The 13,808-nt window shown below is 69.6% G+C and carries 14 protein-coding genes; 3 read left to right on the top strand and 11 right to left on the bottom strand.

Features of this window, described 5'->3' with window-relative positions; translation table 11 throughout:
* Positions 1-53 precede the first annotated feature (53 nt).
* Positions 54-641 carry a hypothetical protein gene (locus tag AC07M9_RS10655; RefSeq protein WP_494883622.1) on the top strand — a complete coding sequence of 196 codons (588 nt, stop codon included), beginning with the start codon at positions 54-56 and terminating at the stop codon, positions 639-641.
* A 176-nt stretch (positions 642-817) separates the two neighbouring features.
* Here the strand turns inward: AC07M9_RS10655 and rsmD are convergent, their stop codons facing one another.
* Both rsmD and AC07M9_RS10645 read right to left on the bottom strand, forming a co-directional pair.
* A complete protein-coding gene (gene rsmD, locus AC07M9_RS10650; RefSeq protein ID WP_494883620.1) occupies positions 818-1,372 on the bottom strand; it encodes a 16S rRNA (guanine(966)-N(2))-methyltransferase RsmD in 555 nt (184 codons plus the stop codon).
* On the bottom strand, positions 1,369-2,958 hold the full coding sequence (locus AC07M9_RS10645) for a pseudouridine synthase (protein WP_494883618.1): 1,590 nt from the start codon (positions 2,956-2,958) through the stop codon (positions 1,369-1,371). Before AC07M9_RS10645 ends, rsmD begins: the two co-directional genes overlap by 4 nt.
* Positions 2,959-3,084: 126 nt before the next feature.
* Here AC07M9_RS10645 and AC07M9_RS10640 point away from each other — a divergent pair, with 126 nt between their 5' ends.
* The gene (locus AC07M9_RS10640) at positions 3,085-4,410 is read left to right on the top strand and encodes an AmpG family muropeptide MFS transporter (protein ID WP_494883616.1); all 1,326 of its coding nucleotides are present in this window, start codon (positions 3,085-3,087) and stop codon (positions 4,408-4,410) included.
* 143 nt (positions 4,411-4,553) lie between these two features.
* Here AC07M9_RS10640 and AC07M9_RS10635 read toward each other — a convergent pair whose 3' ends face one another.
* The 4 genes from AC07M9_RS10635 to trpB all read right to left on the bottom strand — a co-directional run bounded on the left by AC07M9_RS10635 (position 4,554) and on the right by trpB (position 8,501).
* Positions 4,554-5,870, bottom strand: a complete 1,317-nt coding sequence (locus AC07M9_RS10635; protein WP_494883614.1) for a bifunctional folylpolyglutamate synthase/dihydrofolate synthase — start codon at positions 5,868-5,870, stop codon at positions 4,554-4,556.
* A 139-nt stretch (positions 5,871-6,009) separates the two neighbouring features.
* Positions 6,010-6,795, bottom strand: coding sequence for a tryptophan synthase subunit alpha (gene trpA, locus AC07M9_RS10630; protein ID WP_494883613.1), 786 nt, complete (start codon positions 6,793-6,795; stop codon positions 6,010-6,012).
* Entirely contained in the window at positions 6,792-7,184 is a 393-nt protein-coding gene (locus AC07M9_RS10625) for an endonuclease domain-containing protein (protein WP_494883611.1), read from the bottom strand. Before AC07M9_RS10625 ends, trpA begins: the two co-directional genes overlap by 4 nt.
* 75 nt (positions 7,185-7,259) lie before the next feature.
* The gene (trpB, locus tag AC07M9_RS10620) at positions 7,260-8,501 is read right to left on the bottom strand and encodes a tryptophan synthase subunit beta (RefSeq protein WP_494883609.1); all 1,242 of its coding nucleotides are present in this window, start codon (positions 8,499-8,501) and stop codon (positions 7,260-7,262) included.
* A 268-nt stretch (positions 8,502-8,769) separates the two neighbouring features.
* On the opposite strand from trpB, the gene AC07M9_RS10615 reads away from it, so the two are divergent.
* Entirely contained in the window at positions 8,770-9,237 is a 468-nt protein-coding gene (locus tag AC07M9_RS10615) for an outer membrane beta-barrel protein (RefSeq protein WP_494883608.1), read from the top strand.
* 94 nt (positions 9,238-9,331) lie between these two features.
* Here the strand turns inward: AC07M9_RS10615 and AC07M9_RS10610 are convergent, their stop codons facing one another.
* The 5 genes from AC07M9_RS10610 to purB form a co-directional block, all read right to left on the bottom strand.
* Positions 9,332-9,976 (bottom strand): phosphoribosylanthranilate isomerase, encoded by a 645-nt coding sequence (locus AC07M9_RS10610; RefSeq protein WP_494883607.1) that lies wholly within the window; start codon positions 9,974-9,976, stop codon positions 9,332-9,334.
* 119 nt (positions 9,977-10,095) lie between these two features.
* Positions 10,096-10,851 carry an SIMPL domain-containing protein gene (locus AC07M9_RS10605; RefSeq protein ID WP_494883606.1) on the bottom strand — a complete coding sequence of 252 codons (756 nt, stop codon included), beginning with the start codon at positions 10,849-10,851 and terminating at the stop codon, positions 10,096-10,098.
* A 277-nt stretch (positions 10,852-11,128) separates the two neighbouring features.
* Positions 11,129-11,818: an orotidine-5'-phosphate decarboxylase gene (gene pyrF / locus AC07M9_RS10600; RefSeq protein WP_494883605.1), complete on the bottom strand. Its 690-nt coding sequence runs from the start codon at positions 11,816-11,818 to the stop codon at positions 11,129-11,131.
* The gene (locus AC07M9_RS10595) at positions 11,815-12,186 is read right to left on the bottom strand and encodes a LapA family protein (RefSeq protein ID WP_494883604.1); all 372 of its coding nucleotides are present in this window, start codon (positions 12,184-12,186) and stop codon (positions 11,815-11,817) included. The genes pyrF and AC07M9_RS10595 overlap by 4 nt, the downstream gene beginning before the upstream one ends.
* Before the next feature lie 174 nt (positions 12,187-12,360).
* Positions 12,361-13,671 (bottom strand): adenylosuccinate lyase, encoded by a 1,311-nt coding sequence (gene purB / locus AC07M9_RS10590; protein ID WP_494883603.1) that lies wholly within the window; start codon positions 13,669-13,671, stop codon positions 12,361-12,363.
* Positions 13,672-13,808: the final 137 nt, after the last annotated feature.

Raw genomic sequence — 13,808 nt, 5'->3', positions numbered from 1 at the left:
ATTCCCGCGCCGGTTCGTCGGTCAGGCAGCACAAAATATAATGGAGAGTGAGAATGCGTAAGCTACTGCTCGCAGGGTCCGCTGCCCTCGCCATGATGGCCATCCCCGCCGTCCATGCGCAAGGCACCGATGCCATGCCCGCCGCTCCGGCGACATCCACCGCCACCGCGCCCGCCCTGACGCCCGAGCAGAAGGCGGTCCACGACGCCTGGACGCCGGAGCAGAAGGCCGACTATGCCTCGTGGCCGAACGACTACAAGGTCTATTACTGGACGCTCAACGCCGAGCAGCAGAAGGGTTACTGGGCCTTGACCGGCGACCAGCGCGGCCAGATCTACAAGATGTCGCCCGAGCAGCGCCAGATGGCGTGGAACTCGGTCGTGCAGCAGATGAGCGGCGAGACGCCCAGCACGCCGGCCGGGCAGGCAAACCCTCCGGGCGAGGGTATGCCGACCGCCGGAGTGCCCGATCCGCAGGCAGCGGGACAGGCCGCCCGTCCGGCCATGCCGGCTGACGAGAGCTATCAAGGCGGCCCCTACAAGGGCGCGCTGACGCCGCCGCCCGCCACCGCGATGGACAAGAAGTATCCCAAGTGCAGCAAGACGGTGACCGACGGCTGCGTCAATCGCGGCGGGGTCTGACCGGGTGGCACGCGATCCCCTGACCGTCATCCCAGCGTAGGCTGGGATCGCTGGCAAGGCCCCGCGAGGTTTCTGCGGAGAGCTTGCCGGCGAGTGGCTGTCGGAGAGCTATCGCCTCAAGGGTACACAGCGGTCCCGGCTTTCGCTGGGATGACGGCAGATTTTATGCGGCCGTTCTAGCCCACCCGTCGCAGCAGATGCAACCGTGCCTTGCCGACGTCGCGCTCGGTCTCGGTCTCGAAGCCGCGGATCGAGACGCTCTCGCCCTTGCCGGTCTCCAGGCTGACCCAGGTGGTCTCGCCGATCCAGCCGAGGCGCGCGAGCTTGTCGATCGCCACCGCGCCCGCGCCGGTATCGTAGGGCGGGTCGAGCAGCACGAGGTCAAGCGGCTCCTTCGCGGGCCCAAGCGACATCACCGAACTGGCGCGCACGTCGCAGCTTGCCTGTGCGCGCAGGGCGGCGATGTTGGCGCGCACGGCGCGGATCGCGGCGGCGTCCTGGTCGACGAAGAGGCAATGCGCCGCCCCGCGCGACAGGGCTTCCAGCCCCAGCGCGCCGGACCCGGCGAAAAGGTCGGCGACCTTCAGGCCCTCGAAATCGCCCAGCCGGCTCACCAGCATCGAGAACAGCGTCTCGCGCGTGCGGTCGGCGGTGGGACGGGTGGTGTCGCCCTGCGGCGCGGCCAGTTTGCGGCCGCGCCATTCACCGGCGATTATGCGCAGTCCGCTCAAGCCTCGGGCTCCTCGGCCTCGTTGGCTTCGGGCTCCGCAGGCCTGTTAGCCCGGGCATTGGCCTCGCGCGCGGCGCTTTCCTTCAGCGTGCGGCGGAAGTTCTCGAGGTCCTTCTGAGCGACTTCGCCGGCGGTGCCCTTGGGCATGTCGCCCAGCACGAAGGGACCGTAGGCGACGCGCAGCAGGCGGCTGACCTGCAGGTCGAGCGCTTCCAGCACGCGGCGGACTTCGCGGTTTTTGCCTTCGGTCAGCGTCATCTCGATCCACTGGTTGCGCCCGGTGCGGCGTTCCATGTTGGCGTTGATCTTGCCGTAGATCACGCCGTCGACCTCGATGCCCTCCATCAGTTCCTCGAGGCGGCTTTGCGTGATGTCGCCGAAAGTACGCGCGCGGTAGGTGCGCGGCACGCCGGTCGAGGGCAGTTCTAGCTGGCGCTTGAACGCGCCGTCGTTGGTCAGCAGCAGCAGGCCCTCGGTATTGAGGTCGAGGCGGCCGATCGGCATCACCCGGCCCGCCCCTTCGGGCAGGGCGTTGCGCAGCGCGTTGTAGATCGTCGGGCGGCCGGCAGGGTCGCGCTCGGCGGTGATGAGGCCGGCGGGCTTGTGGAACAGGAACAGGCGGGTGTGTTCCGGCTCGGCGATGAGATTGCCGTCGACGGTGACGCCCGCCAGGCTGGTCAGCACGGTCGAGGGCGCCTCGACGACCTGGTCACCGATCCGGACGCGGCCTTCGGCGATCAGCCGCTCCACTTCGCGGCGACTGGCGACGCCGGCACGGGCGAGCAGCTTGGCGATGCGCTCACCGTCGCGTGCCGGGAGCAGCGGGTTCTTGGGCGTCGGTTTGGCGGCGCGGGGTGCCGGCCCGGGATTGGCGATCGGGCGCGGCGGGCGCGGGGCCTCGCTGCGGCCGAAGCGGCCACCGCCGCCACGCTCGTCACGCCGTTCGTCACGGGGACCGCGCGAGTAGGTGGCGCGGGGGGCGCCGTCACGCGAACCGCCGCGCGGCGCGTCGTCGCGCGAATAGGCACCGCGCGGCGTGCCGCTGCGGTAGGCTTCACGAGGCGCCGCATCCCGCGGAGCCTCGTCGCGGCGCTGAGGGCGCGGGCTGGCGCCATCGCGCGGTCCGCTGCTGCGCGGCGAGTCGCCGCGAGGCGCTCCGTCGCGGGAATAACCGCCGCGCGAACCGCCACGGGGCGAATCTTCGCGAGGCGCGCCGCCGCGATAGCCACCGTCGCGCGGCCCGCTGCGGGGCGCGTCACCGCGAGGGGCTCCGTCGCGCGGAGCCGCGTCGCGCGAGTAGCCGCCGCGCGAGCCGCCACCGCTGCGGGGGCCGTCGTCGCGGCCGCCTCCGCTGCGCGAACCGCCTGAATTGTAGCGCGGACCACCGCCGCCTGCCGATTCCTCGCGGCCCCTGCCCCCACGGGGCGCGTCGCCGCGAGGTCCGCCCTCACGAGCGCCGCCGTCACGGCTGCCGCCGCGCGGGGAACTGCCGAACGAGGAACGATCGCGGGAAGAGCCGCCGCCTGACGAACCATGGGGCGGACGGCCGCGGCCGGAGCCGCCGGACTTGCTGGGTGGTTTGGACATTCGAGGGCCCATACCTGTTGATCGCCGCTTCATCCAGCCTTCCCTTCGCGGACGGCCTCGCTAAGTTGCGGCCATGTTCGCCCTCGCGGCGGCCATGTACGCTCGGGCAGCTTCAAGGAGACAGGCGTGGACGCCGATAGCAGTGTGGAGCGTCGCGGTGCCTGGGGCTCGGTAAAGCCTTATTTCGAAAAGGAATCGCTGGCCTCGTTCATGCTCGGCCTGTCCTCAGGCTTTCCCTATGCGATGATCGGCGCCACGCTGACGACCCGCCTGGCGCAGGACGGGATCGACAAGAAGGTCGTGACTGCCTTCACCCTCGCCTTCCTTGTCTACAACCTGAAGGTCTTCTGGGCCTGGATCATCGACGGCGTGCGCCTACCGCTGCTGCACCGCATGGGCCAGCGCGTATCGTGGATGCTGGTCTGCGGGCTCGCGGTGATGGCCGCCGTCGTCAACCTCGCGCTGGTGGACCCGGGGGCCAACCTGCAGGCAACCGTCATCGCCGCCGTGCTGGTGGGCGTGGCCGGCGCCAGCTTCGACATCGTCATCGACGCCTACCGCATCGAGACGCTGAAACCCTACCAGCTCGGCACCGGCTCGGGCATGAGCCAGTACGGCTGGCGCATCGGATCGGCAGGGGCGGGCGCCCTCGCGCTGGTGCTTTCGGCCCGGTACGGCTGGAGCGTGGGCTACATGGCCTGCGCCGTTTTCGCGCTGCCCGCCATGCTCGCCGCGCTGTTCCTCGGCGAGCCCGAGCGGCGCAAGGTGGTGGTCGAGAAGAAGGGCGTGGCCGAAGTCTGGGGCTCTATCGTCGGCCCGTTCGGCGAGTTCTTCCGGCGCAACGGCGCGTTCCTCGTGCTGCTGTTCATCCTCGTCCACAAGATCGGCGACACGCTGGCGAACCTGACCTTCCGCCTGCTGTTCGACGACCTCGGCTTCTCCAACGACGAGATCGCCATCTACGATATCGGGCTGGGCTTCTGGGCCTATATGATCGGCGTGTTCATCGGCGGCGTCGCCTATGCGCGCATGGGCCTGAAGCGCTCGGTCATGCTGTCGCTGGTGCTAATGGGCGTTTCCAACCTCAGCTTCGCGGCGTTGGCGGCGGCGGGGCACAGCAACTGGGGCATGGCAGGCGCGATCGGGTTCGAGAACATCGCCAGCGGCTACGGCGGCGTGGTGGTGATCGCCTATTTCTCGGCCCTTTGCGACCTTCGCTACACCGCCTCGCAGTACGCGCTGATCTCGGCGGCGGCGAGCGTGGTTGGGCGGCTGCTGACCGGCACCACCGCCGGGGCGCTGATCGAGGCGATGGGCTACGTGAACTTCTACCTGCTGACGACGCTGGCCTCGGTGCCGGGCATGGTGCTGTTCTGGTGGATGAGCCGCACCGGGCTGGTCGACCAGGCGATGGGCTCGGCGGGCGAGGTGGAGGCCGACGACTTCGCCTGAGCAGCGCAGGTTCCATGCGACATACTAGACCCGTCGTCCCCGCGTAGGCGGGGATCCCGCTTGTTATTTCGGGCGTGGCAGAGGAAAAAGCGGGGCCCCCGCCTGCGCGGGGGCGACGGGCGTTTTGGGTAGACCTTGCGCCGTCAGTCCGGCCATTCCCCATTCTCGCGCAGCACCGCGCCGGCGAGGTAGAGCGACCCGGCGATCAGCACCGAGCGGGGGTTGCGCTTTTCCAGCTCCGCCAGCGCCGTCGCGACGTCCGGCGCGCAGGTGGTTTCCACCGACCAGCCGGCGAAAGCCTCGGGCGGCAGGCAGTCGTGGCCGGGCACTGGCACCAGCGTGACGCTCTCGATGTCGCGGTGCAGCGGCTCGAGCAGGGCGCCGGGGTCCTTGCCCTCGATCATGCCGAGCACGAGGTGCGGGGCGATCTCCTGGTCGGCGAGGAACGTGGCCAGCGCCAGCCCCGCATCCCGGTTGTGGCCCCCGTCGAGCCAGACCGGGGTGCCGGGGACGAGGCGGGTTAGCGGGCCGTCGCCGAGCAGCTGCATCCGGGCCGGCCATCGCGCGGCGCGGATGCCGGCGGCGTAGGCCTGGGGGTCGATGCGCAGCACGTCCTGCCGCCGCAGCATGGCGACCGCGAGTGCGGCATTGTCGGCCTGGTGGGCGCCGGGAATATGTGGGAGCGGCAGGGTCAGCGAGCCGTCGCCGTCCTCGAACCAGATCGCGTCGCTGGTGACCTGCGCGTTCCAGCAATCGCCGCGCCAGTAGAGCGGGACGTGCTCGGAGGCGGCGAGCGACTGCAGTACGGCCATGACAGGGACGGGATAGGCCTGCGTTACCAGCGGCACGCCGGGGCGTCGGATGCCCGCTTTCTCGAAGGCGATTCGCGCCAGCGGCTCGGTGGGGGTGCCGTCCTCGGGGGCGAGGAGGAAGCGTTCGTGGTCGATCCCCAGCGTCGCGATCCCGCAGGCGAGCGGGGCGGGCAGCACGTTGGTGGCGTCGAACCGGCCGCCGAGGCCCACCTCGATCACGCAGGCGTCGGCAGGATGGCGCGAGAAGGCCAGAAAGCTGGCGGCGATGGTGACTTCGAAGAAGCTGACGGCGAGGCCGTCCGACGCGTCCAGTACTTCGGCCAGCAGCGCTGCCAGCTCGTCGTCGCCGACCAGTTCGCCGGCGATGCGGATGCGCTCGTTGTAGCGGACCAGATGCGGGCTGGTGATCGCGTGGACGCGGTAGCCCTGCGCCTCCAGGATCGCGCGCAGGTAGGCGCAGGTCGAGCCCTTGCCGTTGGTCCCCGCGACGTGGAAGGCGGGCGCTATCGCCAAGTGCGGGTCGCCCAGCCGCGCGAGCAGTTCGCGGATCGCATCGAGCCCGATCCGCCCCTGCGGCAGCGAGAGCGCGGCGAGCCGGTCGAGCTGGGCCTGGACCACCGGCGCGTCCGAGACGGCGAAGTCCTTCATGCCTCCCCCCACGCGGGAGGGGAACCATGCGCAGCATGGTGGAGGGGCACGGGCAGCGTCGGAGAGGTCGCGCATCGCCGCGCGTGCCCCTCCACCACCCTGCGGGTGGTCCCCCTCCCCGTTGCGGGGAGGAAGCGCGTCACGCGGGCTCGCGCGCCGAATGCACGGCCTGCGCCAGCGCGGCGGTCAGTTCGCGCAAGGGGCCGGCGGCCTTGTCGCCGTGCTGCTTGACGAGGTCGACCAGCGCCGAGCCGACGACCACGCCGTCGGCGACCTTGGCGATGGCGGCGGCCTGTTCGGGCGTGCGCACGCCGAAGCCGACCGCGACGGGGATGGCGCTGGCGGCCTTGAGGCGGGTGACGGCCTCGTCGATCGAGGTCTGCGCGGCCTGCTGCATGCCGGTGATCCCTGCGACCGAGACGTAGTAGAGGAAGCCCGACGAGCCCTCCAGCACCGCCGGAAGCCGCGCGGCGTCGGTGGTCGGCGTGGCGAGGCGGATCAGCGAGACGCCCTTTGCGCGCAGCGCCGGGCCGAGCGCGGCGTCCTCCTCGGGCGGGATGTCGACGCAGATGACGCCGTCGACGCCGGCCTTGGCGCAGGCGTCGGCGAACCACTCGGGGCCGCGCACGGTCATCGGGTTGGCGTAGCCCATCAGCACCAGCGGCACTTGCGGATGGCGGGCGCGGAAGGCGGCGGCGAGGGCGAAGATGTCGGCGGTCTTCGTGCCCGCCGCGAAGGAGCGCAGGTTGGCTTCCTGGATGGCCTGGCCATCGGCCATGGGATCGGTGAAGGGCATGCCCAGCTCGATCACGTCGGCGCCGCCTTCGACCAGCGCGTCGAGGTTGGCGGCGGTGTCGCCGTCACCCCCGGTGATGAAGCAGACGAGCGCGGGGCCCTTGGCAAAGGCGGTTTCGAAGCGGGTCACTGAGCCCTCTCCCCTTCAGGGGAGAGGGTTGGGAGAGGGGAAAGCCGCGCCGTTTCCAGCGTTTCCGACAACTTTGTCAAGACACCGTCCATGTTCGTCATCACGTCCAAATTGGTGAACCGGACCACGTGGTATCCGCGGAGGTTCAGGTACTTCGTTCTGACGCCCTCGCGCGGGTCGTCGGCATCATGCGTGTGGCCGTCGATCTCTACGACGAGGCGAGGGTCGTTGGCAGCGAAATCGGCGATGTATCGGCCGATGACCTTCTGCCTGCGAAACTTCACCCCTTCGAAGCGCCCGGCCCGGAGTTGGAGCCAGATCCGGGTTTCGGGCTCGGTCATGGCCTTGCGCATGTCTTTTGCGTAGCCGGTCAGTCTGGCGTCGCGCATTTGCCCCTCTCCCAACCCTCTCCCCTGAAGGGGAGAGGGCTAGAGAAGCGGGTTATCTTGTGCGAATTACAATTCTCAAAGCTCGAACCCCAGCGCCTCGGCCACCGTGAAGATGTCCTTGTCGCCGCGCCCGGAGACGTTGACGACGAGGATCTTGTCCGCGTCCATCTCGGCGGTCAGCTGCGGCAGGGCGGCGAGCGCGTGGGCGCTTTCCAGCGCCGGGATGATGCCTTCGAGCGCGCAGCACAGCTGGAACGCCTCGAGCGCCTGGTCATCGGTGATCGGCACGTAGCGCACGCGGCCGCTCTCGTGCAGCCACGAGTGCTCGGGGCCGAGGCCGGGGTAATCCAGACCGGCGCTGATCGAGTGCGCCTCGGTGATCTGGCCGTCCTCGTCCTGCAGAAGGTAGGTCTTGTTGCCGTGGAGGATGCCGGGCTTGCCGCCGGTCAGCGAGGCGGCGTGCTTGCCGGTCTCGACGCCGTGGCCGGCCGCCTCGATGCCGACCATCGCCACTTCGGGGTCGTCGAGGAAGGGGTGGAACATGCCGATCGCGTTCGACCCGCCGCCCACGGCCGCAACCAGCATGTCGGGCAGGCGGCCCTCGGCCTCCATCATCTGCTCGCGCGTCTCGTTGCCGATAACGCTCTGGAAGTCGCGGACGAGTTCGGGATAGGGGTGCGGGCCGGCGGCGGTGCCGATGATGTAGAAGGTGTCGTGGACGTTGGCGACCCAGTCGCGCAGCGCCTCGTTCATCGCGTCCTTGAGCGTTTCCGCGCCGCTGGTGACGGGATGGACCTCGGCGCCGAGCAGCTTCATGCGGAAGACGTTGGGCTTCTGCCGCTCGACGTCCTTGGCGCCCATGAAGATCACGCAGGGCAGGCCGAAGCGCGCCGCGACGGTGGCGGTGGCGACGCCGTGCTGGCCGGCGCCGGTCTCGGCGATGATGCGGGTCTTGCCCATGCGCATGGCGAGCAGGATCTGGCCGACGCAGTTGTTGATCTTGTGCGCGCCGGTGTGGTTCAGGTCCTCGCGCTTGAAGTAGATCTTCGGGCCCTTGCCCTCCGGCGCCAGCGCGCGGAAGTGCTCGGTGATGCGCGGGGCGGGGTAGAGCGGGCTCGGGCGGCCGACGAAGGTCTTGAGCAGGTCGTCGAATTCGGCCTGGAAGGCAGGGTCCAGCTTGGCCGCGCGGTATTCCTTCTCGAGGTCGAGAATCAGCGGCATCAGCGTTTCGGCGACATATCGCCCCCCGAACTGGCCGAAGTGGCCGGTCGCGTCGGGGAGGGAGCGCAAGCTGTTCACGGGCGGTTGGGCTGTCATGCTACGCGCGTTGGCAGAGCCCCCGGCGCTTGTCCAGACGCCTTTGCGCCAGCGGGTCGCCTACAGGGCGATGGGAAGCGACGGCACCGCTTTCAATTGCAAAGAGCGCAACTGGAATGCGGCAAAAGCATCATAATGTCCCAAAGCGGCAGTTTCGTGACGTTTCCGGCGACTTGACGAAACTTTCGTTCATCTACGCGCAAGGGGCCCGGGCCCAGCGGCGGGTCTCCCGGTGAGGGCCGGGATTTTGAATACTGGAGTTTATAATATGCGTATTGCACTTGTTTCGCTCGCCGCCGTCGCCACCCTGGCCGCTGCCGCCCCCGCCATGGCCAACGAAGCCCGCGTCGAGACGCGCGGCGGCGTGATCTGGAACGGCAGCGACACCGAAGCAACCGCGGGCGTCGCGGCCGGCTACGACTACGATCTCGGCGACAAGCTGTTCGTGGGCGTGCAGGGCTCGGCCGACAAGATCCTCGCCGGCGGCACGCGCGTGTCGTGGGGCGCCGGTGGCCGCGTCGGCCTGAAGGTCACGCCCGCCACCAAGGCCTACGCGCTGGCCGACTGGGAGTCGAAGAACACCCGCTACGGCAACAGCGCCGTCGGCGTCGGTGGCGGCATCCAGCAGGATGTCGGCTCGCGCTACTACGTCAAGGCCGAGTACCAGCACCTGCTGGTCGGCGACAACACCCCCGACGCCGATCGCGGCGTGGTGGGCGTGGGCGTGAAGTTCTGATCGCTCGCGACTGAATAGCTTGCGCTCGTCCCGTGTCCCGAGTGGGCGCGCGCATGGCAGGAGAGGGCGGTCCGCAAAACGGGCCGCCCTTTTCCTATTGCGCCGAGCGGACGGCGGCGCAGAAGGCGCGGATGCGCTCCTCGTCCTTGACCCCGGGCGCGCTCTCGACGCCCGAGGAGGTATCGACCAGCGGCGTGCCGGTCCGGCGGATCGCCTCGGCGACGTTGGCCGAATCGAGGCCGCCCGCAAGGCCCCAGGCGACCGGACCCTTCCAGTTCGCGACAAGGCTCCAGTCGAAGCTGAGGCCCATGCCGCCGGGCAGCGTGCCCTTGGGCGTCCTGGCGTCGAACAGGACGAGATCGACCGCGTCGGCATAGGCGGCGGCGCGCTCGACATCGCGGGCGCTGGCGACGGGCAGGGCCTTCCATACCGGTACGCCGAAGCGCGCGCGCAGCTGGGCGGCGCGCTCTGGCGTTTCCTCGCCGTGGAGTTGCAGGGCGTCGAGGCGCGCGGCAGCCACGGCCTCGCCGAGCAGGGCGTCGTCGGCATCGACGAACAGGCCGACGCGGCCGATCCGGCCTTCGGCGCGCTCGGACAGGAGGGCGGCCTCGGCAGGCGTCACCGCGCGCGGACTTTTCGGGAAGAACACCAGGCCGATATGCGCGGCGCGGGCGCGGATCGCCCATTCCAGGCTGTCCGGCGTACTGATGCCGCAGATCTTGATCGCCGCTGTTGGCATGGGTCATGGCCTCGCGTGTGGGTGTGCACGGGCTATCTAGCGCCCAGCGCCCTCACCGCAATGGCCGGCCGGCATATCGTCGTCCCCGCGGAGGCGGAGACGACGATTGCCGGGTGGTCTTACGGCGCCAGTTCGAACTGCACCGTCACGTTGACGTTCATTTCCAGCTCTCCGGCGGCGACCGGCGGGGCGGCGGCGACGTCCATCGACTGCTTGCGCACGTACATCACCGGCTGCGGCACGTAGCCGCCGCTCTCGCCGATCGAGACGATGCGTGCGACGCGCAGGCCCGCGGCACGGGCGTAGAGTTCGGCACGGGCGCGGGCGATCTTCATAGCCTCGATGCGCGCCTCGTCCTGCGCCGCCTCGGGCTTGTCGATCGCGAAGTTGGGACCGTTCACCTGGTTCGCGCCCGCCGCCACGAGCGCGTCGATCACCTTGCCCATGTCGCCCAGCTTGCGCTGGCGGACCGAGACGTTGTTGGTGGCCTGGTAGCCGACGATCCGCTGCGGGCCGTCCTCGAAGTTGCCGTCGGGCAGGCGCTTGGGCTGGGCGTAGACCGGATTGACGCTGAGGTTGCTGGTCTGCAGGTCGCGGTCGGCGATGCCTGCGCGCTTGAGCGCCGCGATCACCTGCGTCATCTGCGCCGAATTGGCCGACAGTGCCGCGCTGGCGGTGGCGCCTTGCGTGGTGACGCCGGCGGTGTAGCTGGCGAGGTCGGGGGTGCGCGTGGAGGAGCCCTCGGCCGTCACCGTCAGCAGGGTGTGCCCGGCCTCGATCGCGGAGGCGGTGCCCACCTGCTGCGCGAGGGCAGGCGCGGCGGGAAGCATCGCCGCGCCCAGCGCGGTGGCGGCAATCAGGTTCAGGCGTTTCATTACAGGTCGCACTCCGTTGTTTTCGGATCAACGATCTGGGGCGCGAGGGGTTGCGCCGCGCTGAACGGCAGGGCGACCGATTGTTAAGGTGAGCGGAGGGGTGCCGCGTCCTTTCGGGACTCGCGTCCCAAAAGACGGGCTCGAAGACGAACCCGGATTCCAACACTGCCGTCATCCGCGCAAAGGCGGGGATCCCGCTTCTTGCGCGCAGGGCGGGAGGTCGCGGGATGGGGACAAGCGCCTTGCGACCCTCCTGCGAGGGCCGGACGTCGCAGCCTTAGAGCGTGGCCTCGATCGCCCGGGCCGCCGCCAGCGGGTCTTCCGCGCGCGTGATCGGGCGCCCGATGACGAGCACGCTGGCGCCCGCGTCACGGGCTTCGCGGGGGGTGACGATGCGCTTCTGGTCGCCGTTCGCGCCGTTTGCCTTGCCGTCGGCGGCGCGCAGCCCCGGGACGACGAAGTAGCCGTCCTTCCACTGCCGGTGCACCGCGCCGACCTCGTGGCCCGAGCAGACGATGCCGTCGAGCCCGGCCGAATGCGCCAGATCCGCCAGCCGCAGCGCCTGTTCGTGCGGGTCGGCGCCGACGCCGATGGCAGCGAGGTCGTCGCCGTCGAGGCTGGTGAGCACGGTCACCGCCACGACCTTGCAGTTCTCCCCGGCGGCGGCCTTGGCGTCCTCCATCATCGCCCGGCCGCCGGCGGCGTGGACGGTGACGATCGAGGGCTGGAGGACATGGATCGCCTGCATCGCGCCGGCGACAGTGTTGGGAATGTCGTGCAGCTTGAGGTCGAGGAAGATCGGCAGGCCGGTCTTGTGCAGCTCGTGGACGCCGTGGTGGCCGTGGGCGCAGAAGAACTCGAGCCCCAGCTTGATCCCGCCGATATGCCCAGCGACCTTTCGCGCCAGCGCCTCTGCGGCGTCGAGGCGGGGCAGGTCGAGGGCGAGATAGACGGGATTGTGGTTCATGGCTTCAGCGGTTCCGACGGATTTTCAAGGGCGAAGGCGGGGTCCGTCTCGGGGACGGCCGCCGGGGTGGTGACCGGGATGGTCGCAGGATTGGTGAGCGCCGCGGTGGAATTCGCGCGGAGCGAGTTTTCGAGGGCGGCGATGCGGCGGTTCAGGCGCCAGCGCACCGCGCGCAGGTAGAGCCACACCGGCAGCATGCCGAGCCCGAAGAACAGCAGGGCGACGAAGCCCACCGGCCAGTCGAAGTGGATGTAGTTGCCGTTCTCGAGCGGCCAGAAATTCACCGGGGCGGTGTTCCAGTTCATGGCGATGAACGCGACGAGTATCGCGGTGACCAAGACCCACGCGATCGTGCGGATGACCTGCATGCTACCTCCTGCTTTCCCCCGCGGAAACACGGATGCTAGGCGGGATTTCGGGGCAAGGGAAGGGCTTGGCGGGCCGATCCGGGGGAGGAAGGTCGCGGATTATTTCCGACCCGGGCCCTTGCCCCTTCCCCGTCATCCCCGCCTGCGCGGGGACGACGGGCTTGGAGACCGGCCTTAGCCGAACACCCGGGCGAAGATCGTGTCGACGTGCTTGAAGTGGTAGTCGAGGTTGAACTTGTCCTCGATCACTTCGGCGGGCAGCGCGGCGGCGACTTCGGGGTCGGCCTTGAGCAGTTCGAGCAAGCTCAGCTCGCCGTCCGATTCCCACACCTTCATCGCGTTGCGCTGGACGAGGCGGTAGCTCTCGTCGCGCGAGAGGCCGGCCTGCGTCAGCGCCAGCAGCACGCGCTGCGAGTGGACGAGGCCGCCCATGCGGTCGAGGTTCTTCTGCATGCGCACGGGGTAGATCAGCAGCTTGTCGATCACGCCGGTGAGGCGGCCCAGCGCGAAGTCGAGAGTGATCGTCGCATCAGGGCCGATGAAGCGCTCGACCGAGGAGTGCGAGATGTCGCGCTCGTGCCAGAGGGCCACGTTCTCCATCGCCGGGACGACGGCGGAGCGGACCACGCGGGCGAGGCCGGTGAGGTTCTCGGTGAGCACCGGGTTGCGCTTGTGCGGCATCGCCGACGAACCCTTCTGGCCGGGCGAGAAGTATTCCTCGGCCTCGAGCACTTCGGTGCGCTGGAGGTGGCGGACTTCGACGGCAAGGCGCTCGATCGAGCTGGCGATCACGCCCAGCACCGCGAAGAACATGGCGTGGCGGTCGCGCGGGATGACCTGGGTGGAGACCGGCTCGATGGCGAGGCCGAGCTGGTCGGCGACGTACTGCTCGACGGCCGGGTCGGTGTTCGCGAAGGTGCCGACCGCGCCGGAGATCGCGCAAGTGGCGACCTCCTCACGGGCGGCGACCAGGCGCTTCCTGCAGCGGGCGAATTCGGCGTAGGCTTCGGCCAGCTTGAGGCCGAAGGTCACCGGCTCGGCATGGATGCCGTGGCTGCGGCCGATGGTCGGGGTGTACTTGTGCTCCTGCGCGCGGCGCTCGATCGCGGCGAGCAGCGCGTCGAGGTCGTCGAGCAGGATGTCGGCGGCCTTGACCAGCTGGACGTTGAGCGTGGTGTCGAGCACGTCGGAGCTGGTCATGCCCTGGTGCATGAAGCGCGCCTCGGGGCCGACCTGCTGGGCGACCCAGTCGAGGAAGGCGATGACGTCGTGCTTGGTGACCGCCTCGATGGCGTCGATCGCGGCGACGTCGATCTTCGGGTTGGTCGCCCACCAGTCCCACAGGGCCTTGCCGGCGCTGATCGGCACGGTGCCCATCTCGCCCATCTTCACGGCGGCGTGGGCCTCGATCTCGAACCAGATGCGGTAGCGCGCCTCGGGCTCCCAGATGGCGGACATCGCGGGGCGGGAATAGCGGGGGACCATGTTCGACTCCTAAGACTGGCGCGCCTGCCGCTAGGCGGGGCGGGCCCGAAAGGCAAGGGTGGGGGACCCGGAGATACCCTGAAGGCACAGCGCCGCGGAAAATGCCGCGCCCTCCCGGACCCCTGATAGGAATCTTA

This window comes from Novosphingobium sp. GW821-FHT09E05 (assembly GCF_059416165.1).
Note: the sequence above shows the minus strand (reverse complement) of the source record. Positions and strands in the feature narration are given on the sequence as shown.